Annotated in this window: 13 protein-coding genes; all 13 read right to left on the bottom strand. The window is 66.6% G+C overall.

All coding sequences use genetic code 11. From position 1 onward, the window contains the following. Positions 1 to 3: 3 nt before the first annotated feature. The 13 genes from cobU to J2T55_RS03385 all read right to left on the bottom strand — a co-directional run bounded on the left by cobU (position 4) and on the right by J2T55_RS03385 (position 13,782). Positions 4 to 522, bottom strand: a complete 519-nt coding sequence (gene cobU, locus J2T55_RS03445; protein ID WP_259054255.1) for a bifunctional adenosylcobinamide kinase/adenosylcobinamide-phosphate guanylyltransferase — start codon at positions 520 to 522, stop codon at positions 4 to 6. Then, entirely contained in the window at positions 519 to 1,994 is a 1,476-nt protein-coding gene (locus J2T55_RS03440) for a cobyric acid synthase (protein ID WP_259054253.1), read from the bottom strand. The genes cobU and J2T55_RS03440 overlap by 4 nt, the downstream gene beginning before the upstream one ends. Further along, the gene (gene cobD, locus J2T55_RS03435; RefSeq protein WP_259054252.1) at positions 1,991 to 2,980 is read right to left on the bottom strand and encodes a threonine-phosphate decarboxylase CobD; all 990 of its coding nucleotides are present in this window, start codon (positions 2,978 to 2,980) and stop codon (positions 1,991 to 1,993) included. The genes J2T55_RS03440 and cobD overlap by 4 nt, the downstream gene beginning before the upstream one ends. Continuing rightward, positions 2,973 to 3,875 carry an adenosylcobinamide-phosphate synthase CbiB gene (gene cbiB / locus J2T55_RS03430; RefSeq protein WP_259054250.1) on the bottom strand — a complete coding sequence of 301 codons (903 nt, stop codon included), beginning with the start codon at positions 3,873 to 3,875 and terminating at the stop codon, positions 2,973 to 2,975. The genes cobD and cbiB overlap by 8 nt, the downstream gene beginning before the upstream one ends. Before the next feature lie 4 nt (positions 3,876 to 3,879). Then, positions 3,880 to 4,677 carry a cobalamin-binding protein gene (locus J2T55_RS03425; RefSeq protein ID WP_259054249.1) on the bottom strand — a complete coding sequence of 266 codons (798 nt, stop codon included), beginning with the start codon at positions 4,675 to 4,677 and terminating at the stop codon, positions 3,880 to 3,882. Next, a complete protein-coding gene (gene bluB, locus J2T55_RS03420; protein ID WP_259054248.1) occupies positions 4,674 to 5,363 on the bottom strand; it encodes a 5,6-dimethylbenzimidazole synthase in 690 nt (229 codons plus the stop codon). The genes J2T55_RS03425 and bluB overlap by 4 nt, the downstream gene beginning before the upstream one ends. A 13-nt stretch (positions 5,364 to 5,376) precedes the next feature. Further along, entirely contained in the window at positions 5,377 to 6,675 is a 1,299-nt protein-coding gene (locus tag J2T55_RS03415; protein ID WP_259054247.1) for a cobyrinate a,c-diamide synthase, read from the bottom strand. Beyond that, on the bottom strand, positions 6,672 to 7,283 hold the full coding sequence (gene cobO / locus J2T55_RS03410; protein WP_259054246.1) for a cob(I)yrinic acid a,c-diamide adenosyltransferase: 612 nt from the start codon (positions 7,281 to 7,283) through the stop codon (positions 6,672 to 6,674). Before cobO ends, J2T55_RS03415 begins: the two co-directional genes overlap by 4 nt. Then, the gene (locus J2T55_RS03405; protein ID WP_259054245.1) at positions 7,276 to 7,605 is read right to left on the bottom strand and encodes a DUF2149 domain-containing protein; all 330 of its coding nucleotides are present in this window, start codon (positions 7,603 to 7,605) and stop codon (positions 7,276 to 7,278) included. Before J2T55_RS03405 ends, cobO begins: the two co-directional genes overlap by 8 nt. Further along, positions 7,606 to 8,277, bottom strand: coding sequence for a cobalt-precorrin-7 (C(5))-methyltransferase (locus J2T55_RS03400; RefSeq protein ID WP_259054244.1), 672 nt, complete (start codon positions 8,275 to 8,277; stop codon positions 7,606 to 7,608). Beyond that, the gene (locus J2T55_RS03395) at positions 8,274 to 8,729 is read right to left on the bottom strand and encodes a MotA/TolQ/ExbB proton channel family protein (RefSeq protein WP_259054242.1); all 456 of its coding nucleotides are present in this window, start codon (positions 8,727 to 8,729) and stop codon (positions 8,274 to 8,276) included. The genes J2T55_RS03400 and J2T55_RS03395 overlap by 4 nt, the downstream gene beginning before the upstream one ends. Next, entirely contained in the window at positions 8,722 to 13,104 is a 4,383-nt protein-coding gene (locus J2T55_RS03390; protein ID WP_407660027.1) for a cobaltochelatase subunit CobN, read from the bottom strand. Before J2T55_RS03390 ends, J2T55_RS03395 begins: the two co-directional genes overlap by 8 nt. A gap of 105 nt (positions 13,105 to 13,209) precedes the next feature. Further along, a complete protein-coding gene (locus tag J2T55_RS03385; protein WP_259054240.1) occupies positions 13,210 to 13,782 on the bottom strand; it encodes a hypothetical protein in 573 nt (190 codons plus the stop codon). Positions 13,783 to 13,802 lie beyond the last annotated feature (20 nt).

The following is a 13,802-nucleotide window of genomic DNA, read 5'->3' as shown; positions in this document are numbered from 1 at the left end:
AAATTATTGATTATTCTTCAAATAATAAGGCAATCCTGCCGTCACCATGGTGACCCGCTCGCAGCGCTCGGCCAGTGCCTGGTGCAGGCTGCCGGCCTCGTCGGCGAAGCGCCGCGCCAGGGCGTTGTCCGGCATCACCCCGCCGCCGACCTCGTTGCTGACCAGCAGCACGCGACCGGCGCTGCGCGTCAGGCTCGCCAGCAGCAGATCTCGCTGCTGCTGGAATGTCGCCTCGTCATCGCGGCACAGCAGCTGGGTCAGCCACAGGGTCAGGCAGTCGACCAGCAGACAGCGATCGGCACCGGCGTGGGCGTCGATAGCAGCGGCCAGTTCGTACGGCGCCTCGACCAGCTGCCAATCGGCCGGCCGCCGCGCCCGGTGCTCGGCAATCCGCGCCTGCATGCCGGCGTCGCGGATCTCGGCGGTGGCGACGTAGCACACTGCCAGGCCGCTGGCGGCGGCCTGCTGTTCGGCGTAGCGGCTCTTGCCGGATTTCACGCCGCCGAGGATGAGTTCTCTCATGATACGGTCTCCGCGCGGCTATCGAGCAGGTGTTTGTGCAGCCAGGCCGGGTCGAGATGCGCCGCGACCGCGTCGGCCATGGCGTCGATACCGGCCTCGCGGCGGCCGGCATGGTCGTCACCCTCAGCGCCTTCCAGTCCGGCCCAGACCAGCAGCGCACGGCAGGTTTCCGCGGCGTCGAACAGGCCGTGCAGGTAGGTGCCGAACACCTGGCCGTCATCGCTGACAGCACCGTCGCTGCGACCGTCGTCCAGCAAGACCGCCGGTGACTCGAGCGCCGGGCCGGTGGTTACGCCGGCGTGGATCTCGTAGCCCTGCAGAGGCGTCGCCGCCATGGCGAGCCGGCCGCGGACATTGCGCAGCTGCTTGTCCGGCGCCAGCACGGTCTCAATATCCAGCAACGCCAGCCCGGCGCTGCTGCCGGCCGCACCCTCGACGCCATCGGGATCGTGCAGCTGCCGGCCGAGCATCTGGAAGCCGCCGCAGATGCCGATCAGTTTGCCGCCGTAACGCAGATGCCGCCGCAGATACACGTCCCAGCCCTGCGCCGCGAGCCAGTCGCGGTCGGCGCGCACCGACTTCGACCCCGGCAGGATGACGACATCGGCCGGCGGCGGCGTCTCGCCCGGGCCGACGTAGTACAGGTCGACCTGCGGGTGCAGGCGCAGCGGGTCGAAATCGGTGTGGTTGCTGATGCGCGGCAGCGCCGGCACCACCACCCGCAGGGCCGCGTCGTCGCTGCGGCCATCGTGACGGTTGAGCGCATCCTCGGCGTCCAGGTGCAGGCCCTGCAGGTACGGCAGCACGCCGACGACCGGCGTGCCGGTCTCGTTTTCCAGCCAGTCGAGCCCGGATTGCAGCAGCGCCGGGTCGCCGCGGAAACGGTTGATGACGAAACCGCGCACCCGCTGGCGTTCACTGTCGCTGAGTAACGCCAGCGTGCCGACCAGGTGTGCGAATACGCCGCCGCGATCAATGTCGGCGATCAGCAATACCGGGCATTCGACCGCCTCGGCGAAACCCATGTTGGCGATGTCGTTGGTGCGCAGGTTGATCTCGGCCGGACTGCCGGCGCCTTCCACCAAGACGACATCGTACTCACGCGCCAGCCGCCGGTAGGAATCCAGCACCGCCACCTGGGCGGTCTGCTTGTAGTCGCTGTATGCCAGCGCTTCCATGTTGCCGACGGCGTGGCCCTGGATGATCACCTGCGCACCGCGATCGCTGTTCGGTTTCAGCAGCACCGGGTTGTGATCGGTGTGCGGCTCGATACCGCAGGCGGCGGCCTGCAGCGCCTGGGCGCGGCCGATCTCGCCGCCGTCGGCGGTGACGGCGCTGTTCAGCGCCATGTTCTGCGGCTTGAACGGCGCCACGCTAATGCCCTGGCGCCACAGCCAGCGGCCGAGACCGGTGACCAGCGCGCTCTTGCCGGCATCCGAGGTCGTGCCCTGCACCATCAGCGTCCGGTTCATGCGTTCACCTCCAGCTGCGCCAGCGCCGCTTCGAGGCGCCGCCAGCCTGCCGCGTCGCCCGGCAGGCCGAAACGCAGGCCCGGCGGCCGCGTGAACAGCCGTACCAGCACGCCCTGGCGGGCCAGTTGTTCGTGAATGTTCGCGGCGTCGTTATACGCCAGCCACTGAAACAGTGGACAGCCACCGCTGGGCACCAACCCTGCCTGGCTTAACAAATCATTCAAGTGCTCGCTCTCCCGCGCCAGATATTCACGCGTGCATTGCTGCCACTCGGTATCCCGCAGTGCTTGTTGTGCCACGACCCGCGCCGGCCCGCTCAATGGCCACGGACCCAGCCACTCGCGCAGTGCGTCGAGCCGATCCGGTGTGGCAGCGGCGAAGCCGACCCGGGCGCCGGCGAGGCCGAAGAACTTGCCCAGCGAACGCAGCACGATCAGGCCCGCTTGATCGGTTTCGCTGATCAAGCTCGCCGCCGGGCTGGCATCGCGAAACGCCTCGTCGACCACCAGCCAGCCGCCGCGCCCGGCGAGTTCCGCCCGCCGCGCGCGCAACAGTGCCGGATCCAGCTCGCCGCCGGTCGGGTTGTTCGGGTTGCTGAGCACCAGTACGTCCAGGTCCGCCTGCGGCCGGCCGATATCGGCGGCCTGCAGGCCGACAACCGTGTGACCGGCGCGGCGCCAGGCGTGGGCGTGCTCGCTGTAGTCCGGGTCCAGCACACCGACCCGGCTGTGGCCGCGCAAGCGCGGCAGCGCCTGGATGGCGGCCTGGCTGCCGGCGGTCGGCAGTATCTGCGGACATTGATAATACGCGCGCGCGGCAGCTTCCAGGCCATCCTCCGCTTCCGGCAGGCGCTGCCAGTGCTGCGGGTCGATTGCCGGCACCGGCCAGCCCTGCGGGTTGATGCCGGTCGACAGATCCAGCCAGTCCCCGGCGGCGATGCCGAAGCGCGTCGTGGCGCTTTGCAACTGGCCGCCGTGCTCAAGCATGGGTCAGCACCCAGGCGCCGGCGCCAATGACCGCCAGCCACAGGATCAGCGTGTTGCGGACCAGCCGCAGACCGCGACCGATATCCGCAGCTTCCGGCCTGGCGCCCGTGCCCAGCGGCGGCCGCTCGTGCGCCACACCCTGGTAGCTGACGCTGCCACCCAGTTGCCTTTGCAGCGCACAGCCGCCGGCGGCCATCACCCAGCCGGCGTTGCTGCTCGGCCAGGCCTGCGCCTGCTGCGCAATACGGTAGAAATGGTGCAGGGCGCGACCGCAGAGCATGTAGCCGAGCGCGGTCAGCCGCGCCGGGATGAAATTCAGCACATCGTCCAGCCGTGCCGCCGCCCAGCCGAAGTCGCGATAGCGATCGTTGCGGTAACCCCAGAGCGCGTCCAGGGTGTTGGCCAGCCGGTAGGCCACGACGCCGCCGGGACCGGCGACGACGAACCAGAAGATCGCCGCAAACAGCGCGTCGTTGCCGTTTTCGAGTACCGACTCCAGCGTCGCGCCGGCCATTTGCGTCTCGTCCATGGCGCCGGTGTCGCGACCGACCAGATAGCCGGTGCAGCGGCGCGCCGTTTCGGGATCGGCGGCATCCAGTGCCCGCCGCACCGCGACGGCATGATCGATCAGGCTGCGCCAGCCGATCGCGATATACAGCACCGTGATACCGATCAACCAGCCGGCCATGCCCTGCGCCCCCAGCCAGGCGAACAGCACGGCCGGCGGCACAATCAATAATACAACTGCGAGCCCACCGCGCAGCCGGCCACCGTAGAGACGCCCCTCCAGCCAGCGCGCCACGGCGGCGAAACCGTTCAGCGGATGCCAGCGCCGCGGTTCGCCCAGCCAGCGATCCAGCAATACGGCAACAAGCAGCGCCAGCGTTATCAGCATGGTTTTAAACGCAGCGCCGGATCAGGTCATGGATCCGGGCCACACCATCGGTCAGTGCCGCCGGTCCCGGCTGCAGGATGTCGCTGGAATTGATCTCATAGACCTGGCCGTTGGCCACCGCGGGAATCGCCTTCCAGCCCGGTCGTGAATACAGATCCTCCGGCTTGAAACGCTTGCCGCACCAGGAAGCGAGAATCAGTTCAGGGGCCCGCTCGATGACCATTGCCGGATCCTCGATACGCCGCTGTTTCGCGTTGCGGCCGGATGCCAGTTCGCGGAAGCAATGATCGCCGCCGGCCAGCTCGATCAATTCCGACACCCAGCCGACACAGGAGATCAGCGGGTCGTTCCATTCCTCGAAATACACCCGCGGCCGCCGCGGCAGTTTTTCGGCGGCCGCACGGATGGCATCCAGTCCCTGATGCAGTTCCCTTTCCAGAATGTCGGCCTTGTCGGCGCAATCCAGCAATGCGCCGAGGAACCGGATCATCTCGAAGATGCCGGCGACCGAACGATAATTGAAGATATGCACGTCGAGACCGGCACGCACCAGTTCCGCGGCGATGTCGGCCTGGATGTGGGAAAAACCCAGCACCATGTCGGGCTTGAGCTCAAGGATCGAGTCGACCTTGGCATTGCGAAAGGTTGATATCTTCGGCTTTTCCTTGCGCGCCTCTTTCGGCCGCTGGGTAAAACCGGATATACCGACGATACGATGCTGTTCGCCGAGCCGATAAATCGTCTCGGTGGTTTCCTCGGTCAGGCAGACAATGCGCTGTGGCCCGCGACGCTCGTCGGTCATTCGCTGAGTGCTCCGGTCACGGCCGCGGCGCCCTCGCCCCAGTAGTCACTGAACACCATCTCGGCCAGCGGCCGCGGCTCGGTCCAGCGCTCCTGCACCAGCATCGGCACCGGGTAGAACGCGTCGACATGGCCGATGCAAAGAACGGCTACCGGCCGTGCGTCGGCCGGCATTTTCAACAATTTCGCCAGTTCCAGCGGCTCGAACAGCGACACCCAGCCCAGCCCCAGACCCTCGGCGCGTGCCGCCAGCCACAGGTTCTGGATGGCACAGGCGGTCGAGGCAAGATCCATCTCCGGCATAGTGCGGCGGCCGAACACGTGTTCCTCGCGGCCGTCGGCCAGCGCCATCACCCACAACTCGCCGCACTGTCTGATGCCCTCGACCTTCAGGCGCATGAATTCCTCCTGGCGCTCGTCCAGTGCCATGGCCGTCTTGCGGCGTTCGCGGTCGACCATGGCATGAATGGCATCGCGCAATGCCACGGTCGTGATCCGGATCAGGCGCCACGGCTGCATCAGGCCGACGCTGGGCGCCTGGTAGGCAGTCTCAAGCACCCGCGACAGGGTCGCCTCGTCGACCGGATCCGGCCGGAAGTGGCGCATGTCACGGCGCTCGGCGATGACCTTGTAAATGGCCTCGCGCTCGGCGCCAGCGTAGCGATGCGGACTGTCGTGTTCGCTCATGATCGTGTGTGCATTACTGAAACATCGCCGCGGCGGCAGCCGGGTTCGACGGCAGATAGAAATGAATATAGCTGGCGGTCAGGCGGCCGTCGCGGTAGACGGCCTCGGCTGCGCGCCGGCGGTTCGGGCATTCGCCGCGGGCAATGGCTTCGAGCGGCGAGTCCATGCGCGAATGGTGGAAGGTATGACCGCGCAGGGTGCCTTCCGGCAGTGTCACCGACTGCAGCGCCAGCGCCGTCAGGCGTTCCTGCATGACCGCGGTCCCCGGCAGCAGACCGGCCATGGCCGCGGCCGTACCGTGTTTGTCGGTCAATGACTCGAGCAGGTACAGCATGCCACCACACTCGGCGACCAGCGGCTTGCCGGCGGCATGGTGATCGGCCAGCGCCTGCTTCAGCGATTCGTTCGCCGCCAGTGCGTCGACATGCAGTTCCGGGTAACCGCCGGGCAGGTAGACGGCATCAGCCGGCGGCAAGTCCTCACCGTTCAGCGGTGAAAAATAAACAAGCTCGGCACCGAGTTCAGTCAACAAGTCGAGATTGGCGCGGTAGACAAAGGCAAAGGCGCGATCGCGGGCAACGGCAATGCACCGGCCGGCCAGCGGCTGGCCACTGGTCGTGTCTTCGGCCGCTGCCAGCGTGAATTCGCTCGCCGCCGGCAGTTCCACCTGCATGTCCTGACCGAGCTGGTCGGCGGCGGCGTCGAGGCGCGCATCGAGATCGTCGACCTCCTCGGCCTGCACCAGGCCGAGGTGGCGATCCGGTAATGTGATCGCCTCGTCACGCGGCAGGCTGCCGTAGAAATCGATGCCATCCGGCAGTGCCCCGGTCAGCATCTCGCGGTGGGTCGGACTGCCGACGCGGTTGGCGATCACGCCGGTGACATGGACGCCGTCACGGTAGCGGTCCAGACCCAGCGCCACCGCACCGAAAGTCTGCGCCATGGCGCGGGCGTCGATCACTGCCAGCACCGGCAGACCGAACTTTGCCGCCAGATCGGCGCTGGACGGGTTGCCGTCGAACAGGCCCATGACGCCCTCGACCAGGATCAGATCGGCGTCGGCCGCGGCCTCGTACAGCAGCCGCCGGCAGGCGGTTTCCCCGACCAGCCAGAGATCGAGCTGGTACACCGGTGCACCCGAGGCGCGCTCGTGGATCATGGGGTCGAGAAAATCCGGGCCGGCCTTGAACACGCGCACACGCCGACCCTGATTGCGGTGGTAACGCGCCAGCGCCGCGGTCACCGTGGTCTTGCCGTGACCGGACGCCGGGGCGGCGATCAGCAACGCCGGACAGGAACGTGCCGCCGTCATAGTTCGATGCCCTTCTGCGCCTTCACGCCGGCCTTGAAGGCGTGCTTGATCAGCTTGCTGTCGGTCACCGTATCGGCAACCTCGATCAGGTCCGGCGGCGCGTTGCGGCCGGTGATGATGACGTGCTGATGCTCGGGCCGATCGGTCAGTGCCGCGATCACCTCGTCCACCGACAGGTACTTGTACTTGAGCACGATGTTCAGTTCATCCAGTACCACCATCGCCAGCTGCGGATTGGCGAGCTGTTGCCGGGCAATGTCCCAGGCGGCGCGCGCGGCTTCTTCATCCCGCTCGCGATCCTGCGTCTCCCAGGTAAAGCCTTCACCCATGACGTGATACTCGACTTCCGGAAAGCGCCGGAAGAAGGCTTCCTCGCCGGTGGCAAACTTGCCCTTGATGAACTGCACGATGCCGACTTTCATGTCATGGCCGAGCGCCCGCGCCACCATGCCGAAGGCCGATGAGCTCTTGCCCTTGCCGGCACCGGTCAGGACGATGACCACGCCGCGGCTCTGGTCGGCCTTTTTAACCTTTTCATCGACGATCGCCTTCTTGCGCGCCATGCGCGCCTTGTGACGTTCGGTTTCGGTCATCTCCGGTTCAGTCATCTTTTTCCTGTCCTATCATGATCATGCGCCCGGTTTCCGGATCGCGGTAGACGCGGCCTACCGGCTGGTAGCCGGAACCTTCGCCGCTGACACTGTCCGGCATGTCCGGCAACTCGCGGCCCTTCTCCACAGCCTGTTGTGACAGTTCCGGGGCCGGCTGGCGCTCACCCTGGCTGGCAGCCAGCGCAGCGATCAGGCCGCAGGCGAATACCAGCATGATGTCGAGAAAATTCGTGAACGGCACGTCACCACCGGCATCGTCGTCGTCGAACCGACTCTGCAGCAGGCGCCGCTGGCGTTGTCCGGGACGACGCGACAGCATTTACACGGCGCTCGCGATCGGTGTGGCGGTGCGGATCAGCATGATGCTCATGTCACTGAAATCCGTCGGGCAGTCGGCCAGCTGACCCTGCCACTTCTGATCGGCGCGAGTCAGATCCTCCCAGACCTCGAGCGACTGGTCACCGCTGACGCCCTGATCAACCAGGTAGCCGGCGATGGCGTGCGGCATGAAATCCCACGGATGCGGGATGACGATCGCGTTCCAGCCTTCCTGCAATGTACTGACCAGGCGCTGCTTGAACGGCGCCAGATCGCCACGACGATGGAAGGTGACAAAGGCGGTCTCGTCGAAGCACACCCGGCCGGCTGCGGCGACCATCTGCGCGGCGCTGATGCCGGGCACGTAGTCGACCCGCTCGCCGCAGGCACGCTCCAGCCGCTCCAGCAGCTGGAACCCGGAAAAACCGATGTCGCCCATGAACAGCGCCGCGCAGCGGCGCCCGGCGGCATGCTGCGCGGCGACCTCGGCCAGTTTGTCTTCTTGGTTGCGATAGGTCAGCGCGACGCGTTCGGCGGCCGCCGGTATCAGCGTATCGGCCAGTTGCAGAATCGTATCGAAACCGGTGACAACCTCGGCCTGTGCCAGCAGGGCTTCGCCCTGGCGGGTCATGTAGGCCGGGTCACCGGGCCCGATACCGATGGCAGTAATCATGCCGTCATTTCTCCCGATTGTTCCATGGTATCCAGCAGTTCATCGTACCAGCGCCGGCGCAGGCGGCTGAGGACAAAGCCGATGACGCCGATCAGCAGTCCCATCACGGTGGTGTCGAAGGCGATCGTGACCGCCTCGGCCAGGGTTTTAAAGTCGCCCTGGCTCAGCGCCGCCAGCCCCGGCCCGAGCGGAATCAGCGTACCCATCAGGCCGAGCATCGGGCCGATGCGGCTGAGCATCTCGACCCGTTCGATGCGCCGGCGACCGAGTTGCAGCAAGCGTTCCGGGTCCGTTTGCCGCGCCAGCCGGCCGAGGCCGCCGAAGCGTTCGCCCAGCGCCAGGCCGGCTTCCCACACGGCCAGCGCAACCAGCGCCGCGAGCACACTGATCACCGGCAGCAGCAGATAGCCGACCAGCCCGTGAATCAGGGGTATCAGGCTGTTATCAAACATGACGGCCCCCGGCACTGCGGCCGCGCAGGAAACCGCCGGCAAGCAGAATCACGGCAACGGTCAGCAAGGCCCACAGTGGCCAGTGATCGCGGTCCGGTTGCGGCTGCGCCGTTTGCTGTTGTTCGCGTTGCTGTTGCTGGTCGGCGTTAGCCTGTGCATTCGCCGTTGTCTGTTCAGTCCGGTCCATGTTCCTTTCCTGGCTCTCCCGTGTGGCTGCTTCGCTGTTATCGCCGGCTTCCTGCAGTTCGGCGACCGTGGTGGTGACCACCGCCTGTTCGCCGGCCGGCGCATCGGCGGCGGCGCGCCGCTGTTCGTTCATCGCTTCGCGCAATTCGGGACCGACCTGCCCGGCGACCCAGTCGAGCATCGGGTGATCCGGTCGCGTATGACCGCTGCCGGGCAGACCATGCTCGGCGATCATCCGCGCCAGCTGCCGACTGAGCTGTGCGACCGTCTGTTCGGATGCCGGCCAGAAGTCCTTGTGGATGGCGACCAGCATGATCGCCAGCATGTTGGTCAGTACCGGCGCCTGCTGGTCCTGGCGCAGGAACCGGTCGAGTTCCAGGCCATGTTTGTCATCGATGTAGACCGCCTTGACCGACTCCCACATCCACGGCTGGATACTGTCCGGGTTGGTTACCTGCCAGCCCCACAGGTATTCGAGGAACTTGCTGCCCATGGTGCGGGCGCCGGCATAGCCCTGCGCCATCAATGGCTTGATCCAGGCCGGGTTCAGGAACTGGCCCTGCAGCTCCATCTGCAATGCCTGGTCGAGCGGGCGCATGTTCGGGTTGTCCGGGTCGGCATGGTTGATGACGTTGTTGTCCGGCACCGAACCGCTGATCTCCTCCACGGCCATCGACAGGCCGCCGAGATAGTCGAATGCATCGTTGTTATCCATCAGGCCGTACAGGTTGCTGGCACGGCCGAGGTAGGTACGGCGCACGTTGCCGAGCGCGCGTTCGAATTGATCATGGGCCGCCGTGCCCGACTGCTCGGCGCCGTAGGCATGACCCATGCGGCGCAGGTAGGCGGCGGCAATTTCGCCGCGCTCCGACCAGGACGCCGAACGTTCGACCAGCCGGTTGATGCCGGCACCGTAGCCGCCCGGGGCGTCGCCGAAAACGCGCAGGATCGCCTGGCGGCCGGCGGTATCCGCGTCGGCACCGGCGGCCATGGCCTCGCGTGCCGCCGTCACCCAGTGGCCGGCCAGCAGGTTGCGCTGCAGCGACTCGTCATCTTCCTCAACGGACTCGCGCACCGGTGCCAGCGCCGCGTCCAGGGCCGGCGCCAGTTGCGGTTGCCGATCGCGGATGGTTTGCCCGGCGCCGGCCAGAGCCACGCGCACGGCCCTGTCGACCAGGGTCAGCAGGCTGCCGTAGAGATCGCGGAACAGACCCGAGGTGGTGAACACCACGTCGCGGCGATAACGCCCGTCGTTCAGCGGCAGCCGCTCGAGACCATCGACGATGCCGCGACCGTTCCAGCTCGGCCGCACACCGAGCATGTCCAGGCCGAACGCGACCATCGCGCCCTCGTCACGCACGGTGTCCGAGGCCCACAGGATCACCGCCTCGCTACCCTGACCGGTTTCGCCTGACGGCTGCTCGTTGCGGGCCTGCTGCGCCATGTCGCGGCCGAGTTCATAGCCGACCGAAGTCGGCAGCAGATCGCCATTCAAACCGTGGAAATTGCGCCCGGTCGGCAACACATCGGGGGTGCGCACCGGGTCATTGCCCTTGGCCGGCGGTATGTAACGGCCGGCCAGCCCGGCCAGCAGGAAATCGCGCTCGTCACCGGGCGAACGTTCCAGGGCCGCGCGCCAGTCCGGGTCGATGTCACCGTCACCGGCCATCGACTCGAGCATCATGCTGCGCGCCTGTTCGTCCCAGTCCCGGCCGAACACGTGCAGACCGTGCGGCATGAAGTCTTCCTGCATCTCGGTCAGGTAATGGCCAACCTCGTGCACCAGCATTTCGTCGTCGACGGTCTCAAGCGTGATGTCGTCGTCGTTGAATTCGGCCTGCAGTTCGCGCTCGATGGCGGTTTCCAGTTCCAGCTTTTTCACGCCGTCGAGGATCTGCCGGAAGGCACGGCTGCGCGTGGCCTCGGCCTGGTCGCCGCTGGCCGCCTCGTAGCTTTCGATCTGCTGGCGCAGCTGCAGCAGATCGTCGTACAGCGGCGTCGCCGACAGCGGCGGCGTCAGGTGATCAACAATGACCGCCAGGCCGCGGCGCTTGGCCTGCAGACCCTCGCCGACACCGTCGACAATGTACGGATAGACCACCGGCGTATCGCCGATAACGATGCGCGGGTAGTCGGTCTGCGTCAGGCCGACGTGCTTGTGCGGCAGAAATTCGTAGGTCGAGTGCCGGCCGAGATGCACCAGCGCATCGGCGCGAAATTCCGCGCGCAGCCAGTGGTACCAGGCCAGGTACTGGTGCGGCGGCGGGAACGACAGGTTGGCGTGCAGCAGTTCCTCGTGCCGTTCCCAGCCGCGCGGCGGCTGCGGCCCGATAAATACCTTGCCGAAGCGCAACCCCGGCAGCACGAACTCGCCGTCATGCACCATGATATCGCCCGGCGGCTCGCCCCAGCCATCGAGGCTGGCGATGCCGGTATCGAGCAGCGCCGCCTGCAGCCGATCCGCCTGCGCCCAATCCGCGTGCTCGCCCGCCAGCAGGGCCCGGTATTCGTCCACCAGCTGCGCCAGCAGATCGCGCGCCCGGTCGCGGGCCGGGTGATCGACCCCGGCGAGCATGTGCTTGAGATCCGCATGCATGCGCTCGAGCAGTTCGCGGCCGCGCTCCGGCCGTGCATTCTCGAGTGCCTGGCGCAGGCTGTCGTGCAGGTAGCCCAGCGGACCGTGGTTGACCTCGCCCTGCACCTGCGCGGGCAGACTTTCGAACCAGCGCCGGTAACGCTCGAGTGGCAGCCGCGGTGTGGCGGCCGCCATTTCGGCCAGCGCCTCACGGTTTTCCGGCAGGTTCACGCCTCGCGTCTGCAGCATCTCGAGCAGGCTTTCGGCGTTGTCCGGCAACTCGCCGGTGTCGTAACCGGCGGCTTTCAGATCGCGCAGGATGGTCAGCAGCGATTCCGGCACGTCGAGATTGTCGGCGCCGATGTTGTGCCGGCCCGGCGGATGGTTGTAGTAAACGATACCGATGCGCTTGTCTTGATTGGCCTTGTGCCGCAGCGTCTGCCAGTTGGCCACACGTTCGGAGATCGAGCGCAGCTCCGCCGGTAGCGTGGTCATGCTGGCGTAGCGCAGGCCGGTGGCCTGCTGGGTCTGCGCCGGCTGCTGCACCGCCAGAACCTGGGCCTGGCCGATACCCTGCAGTTCCGGCATCGCCAGACGGTAATGCACGCTGTCGACCGGCAGGCCGTCGTCGGACAGCCGCCAGGTCTCGGCATCCCGGTCGGTCAGCCGCAGTCCCTTGATCACCGGCACGTCCAGTGCCTCGAGTGCCGCGTCACCGCGGCCACGCGCCTCGCTGCCGCCGATAACGAAATCCTGCAGTGAAACCACGGCGGCCAGGCGGCCCTGCCCCAGCCGCTCGGGCAACGTTTCCAGCGCCTCGGCACTGGCCGCCCCCCAGCGCGCGATCACGCCCAGACAACCCAGATCGCGTTGCCGCAATTGCGCGCAGAGTCCCTGCATGAGCGCGTTCTGACCGGCAACATCGCCGGTGTCGTGATCGAGCACGGCAACCACCGGCTGACCTGCGGCAAACACCGCCTCGGGCGGCGTCGGGCTGACCTTGCCGTCATGGTAATAGCGTACCGCTTCGGCCAGTTCCGGTTCGGGCACGCTCAGGTCGCCAGCGAACGGTTGCAGCAGCCATGCCAGCAGACCGGCGGCATTGTCACTGCCGCGGCCCTGCCAGTAGGCGCGCGCCTCAAGCCAACCGGCCAGCGGCGGAAAGCGTTCCTGCTGTTGCCGCAAGTGCTCGGCAACCGGCTGCCCGGGCTCCGCCTTGTCATGCAGCGCATCCATGCCGGCCTCGTTGAGATCCGCCATGATCGCCTCGCCCTGCAGGCGACTCAGACGGGTCAGACGGCGCTCGCCGTTGAAGGCCAGCAGCCGCGCGGGCGGCCGGTCCATCGACGCCAGCAGTTTTTCCAGGCGCACGGCCTGGTCACCGAACACGCCGACCAGTAATACGCTATCGGCCGTGGCCAGCCGCTCGCGCAGTTCGGCATCGGACATCGCTGCCACCTGCCGGGTGTTGCGCAGTACCAGTTCATGATCCGGGTACTGATCGAGAAAGCGCCCGGCGCCGGCGGCAAGCAGCGACGCCGAGCGTTCCGATACCACGCCGAACAGTGAGGCGGCGGCCAGGTTCTGGGCGAACAGCAGGAAACCCGCGATCAGCAGGCCAAGCAGGACATTTTTTACGGACGCAAGGCGACCGCCGGACCCGGTCAGTCGTGACCGGGTTCGGGGACGAAAGCATGGATGGCCCTGCGGGGCATTCACTTAAGCCGTGTGCTGCCTGTACTGCTGGAAGCCGGTGACAATGATTGCGTACAGCGCGGCGGTCAGGGCCACATACATCAGCGGCGCGGCCATGTAACCGGCGTAGCTCTCCGTCAGCTTGGCCAGGTAACCGCTCCAACTGGTGCTGTACAGGCCGGACAAGAAGTAGAAGCTCGTCTTGCTGATCAGGAAGGCGGCACTGGCACTGACCACGGTTACGACCGCGGTCTTGACCAGCATCATGGCGTTTGCCTCAAAATGCCGGGCCAGGAAACGGCCACCCAGCCACAGGGCACCGTAAGCCGGTAGCAGGAAGCCGTAGGCCTGGTTGAAACAGGCCGCGGCGTCCATGTGGCCCTGCGACACCATCCACAGGTCCATGCCGAAGGCCTGCCCCAGCAATGCGGCAAAGCTCACCAGACCACCTAGGAAGAAGCCGGCCAGCAGAAACACCGCCGTGCTCGCGCTGGGCAACTCCGCGGTCAGGGCGAAATGATTGCCACGGGTCAGCAGCATCAGCAGCGCCAGGGCTGCGAAAATTGCCAGTTTTTTTGATGTTTTGCTTGAAAACATGATGAGCTCTCTTTTTATTT

This window comes from Methylohalomonas lacus, assembly GCF_024808875.1.
Classification (GTDB): Bacteria; Pseudomonadota; Gammaproteobacteria; order Methylohalomonadales; family Methylohalomonadaceae; genus Methylohalomonas; species Methylohalomonas lacus.
The sequence above is the reverse complement of the archived record's forward strand: the minus strand, read 5'-3'. Positions and strand labels throughout refer to the sequence as shown.

Coding starts and splice junctions, on each gene's coding strand:
- J2T55_RS03440 (WP_259054253.1), bottom strand. CDS start 1,994: ATGAACCGGACGCTGATGGTGCAGGGCACGACCTCGGATGCCGGCAAG.
- J2T55_RS03425 (WP_259054249.1), bottom strand. CDS start 4,677: ATGACCGACGAGCGTCGCGGGCCACAGCGCATTGTCTGCCTGACCGAG.
- cbiB (WP_259054250.1), bottom strand. CDS start 3,875: ATGCTGATAACGCTGGCGCTGCTTGTTGCCGTATTGCTGGATCGCTGG.
- bluB (WP_259054248.1), bottom strand. CDS start 5,363: ATGAGCGAACACGACAGTCCGCATCGCTACGCTGGCGCCGAGCGCGAG.
- J2T55_RS03400 (WP_259054244.1), bottom strand. CDS start 8,277: ATGATTACTGCCATCGGTATCGGGCCCGGTGACCCGGCCTACATGACC.
- J2T55_RS03405 (WP_259054245.1), bottom strand. CDS start 7,605: ATGCTGTCGCGTCGTCCCGGACAACGCCAGCGGCGCCTGCTGCAGAGT.
- J2T55_RS03415 (WP_259054247.1), bottom strand. CDS start 6,675: ATGACGGCGGCACGTTCCTGTCCGGCGTTGCTGATCGCCGCCCCGGCG.
- cobD (WP_259054252.1), bottom strand. CDS start 2,980: ATGCTTGAGCACGGCGGCCAGTTGCAAAGCGCCACGACGCGCTTCGGC.
- cobU (WP_259054255.1), bottom strand. CDS start 522: ATGAGAGAACTCATCCTCGGCGGCGTGAAATCCGGCAAGAGCCGCTAC.
- J2T55_RS03385 (WP_259054240.1), bottom strand. CDS start 13,782: ATGTTTTCAAGCAAAACATCAAAAAAACTGGCAATTTTCGCAGCCCTG.
- J2T55_RS03395 (WP_259054242.1), bottom strand. CDS start 8,729: ATGTTTGATAACAGCCTGATACCCCTGATTCACGGGCTGGTCGGCTAT.
- cobO (WP_259054246.1), bottom strand. CDS start 7,283: ATGACTGAACCGGAGATGACCGAAACCGAACGTCACAAGGCGCGCATG.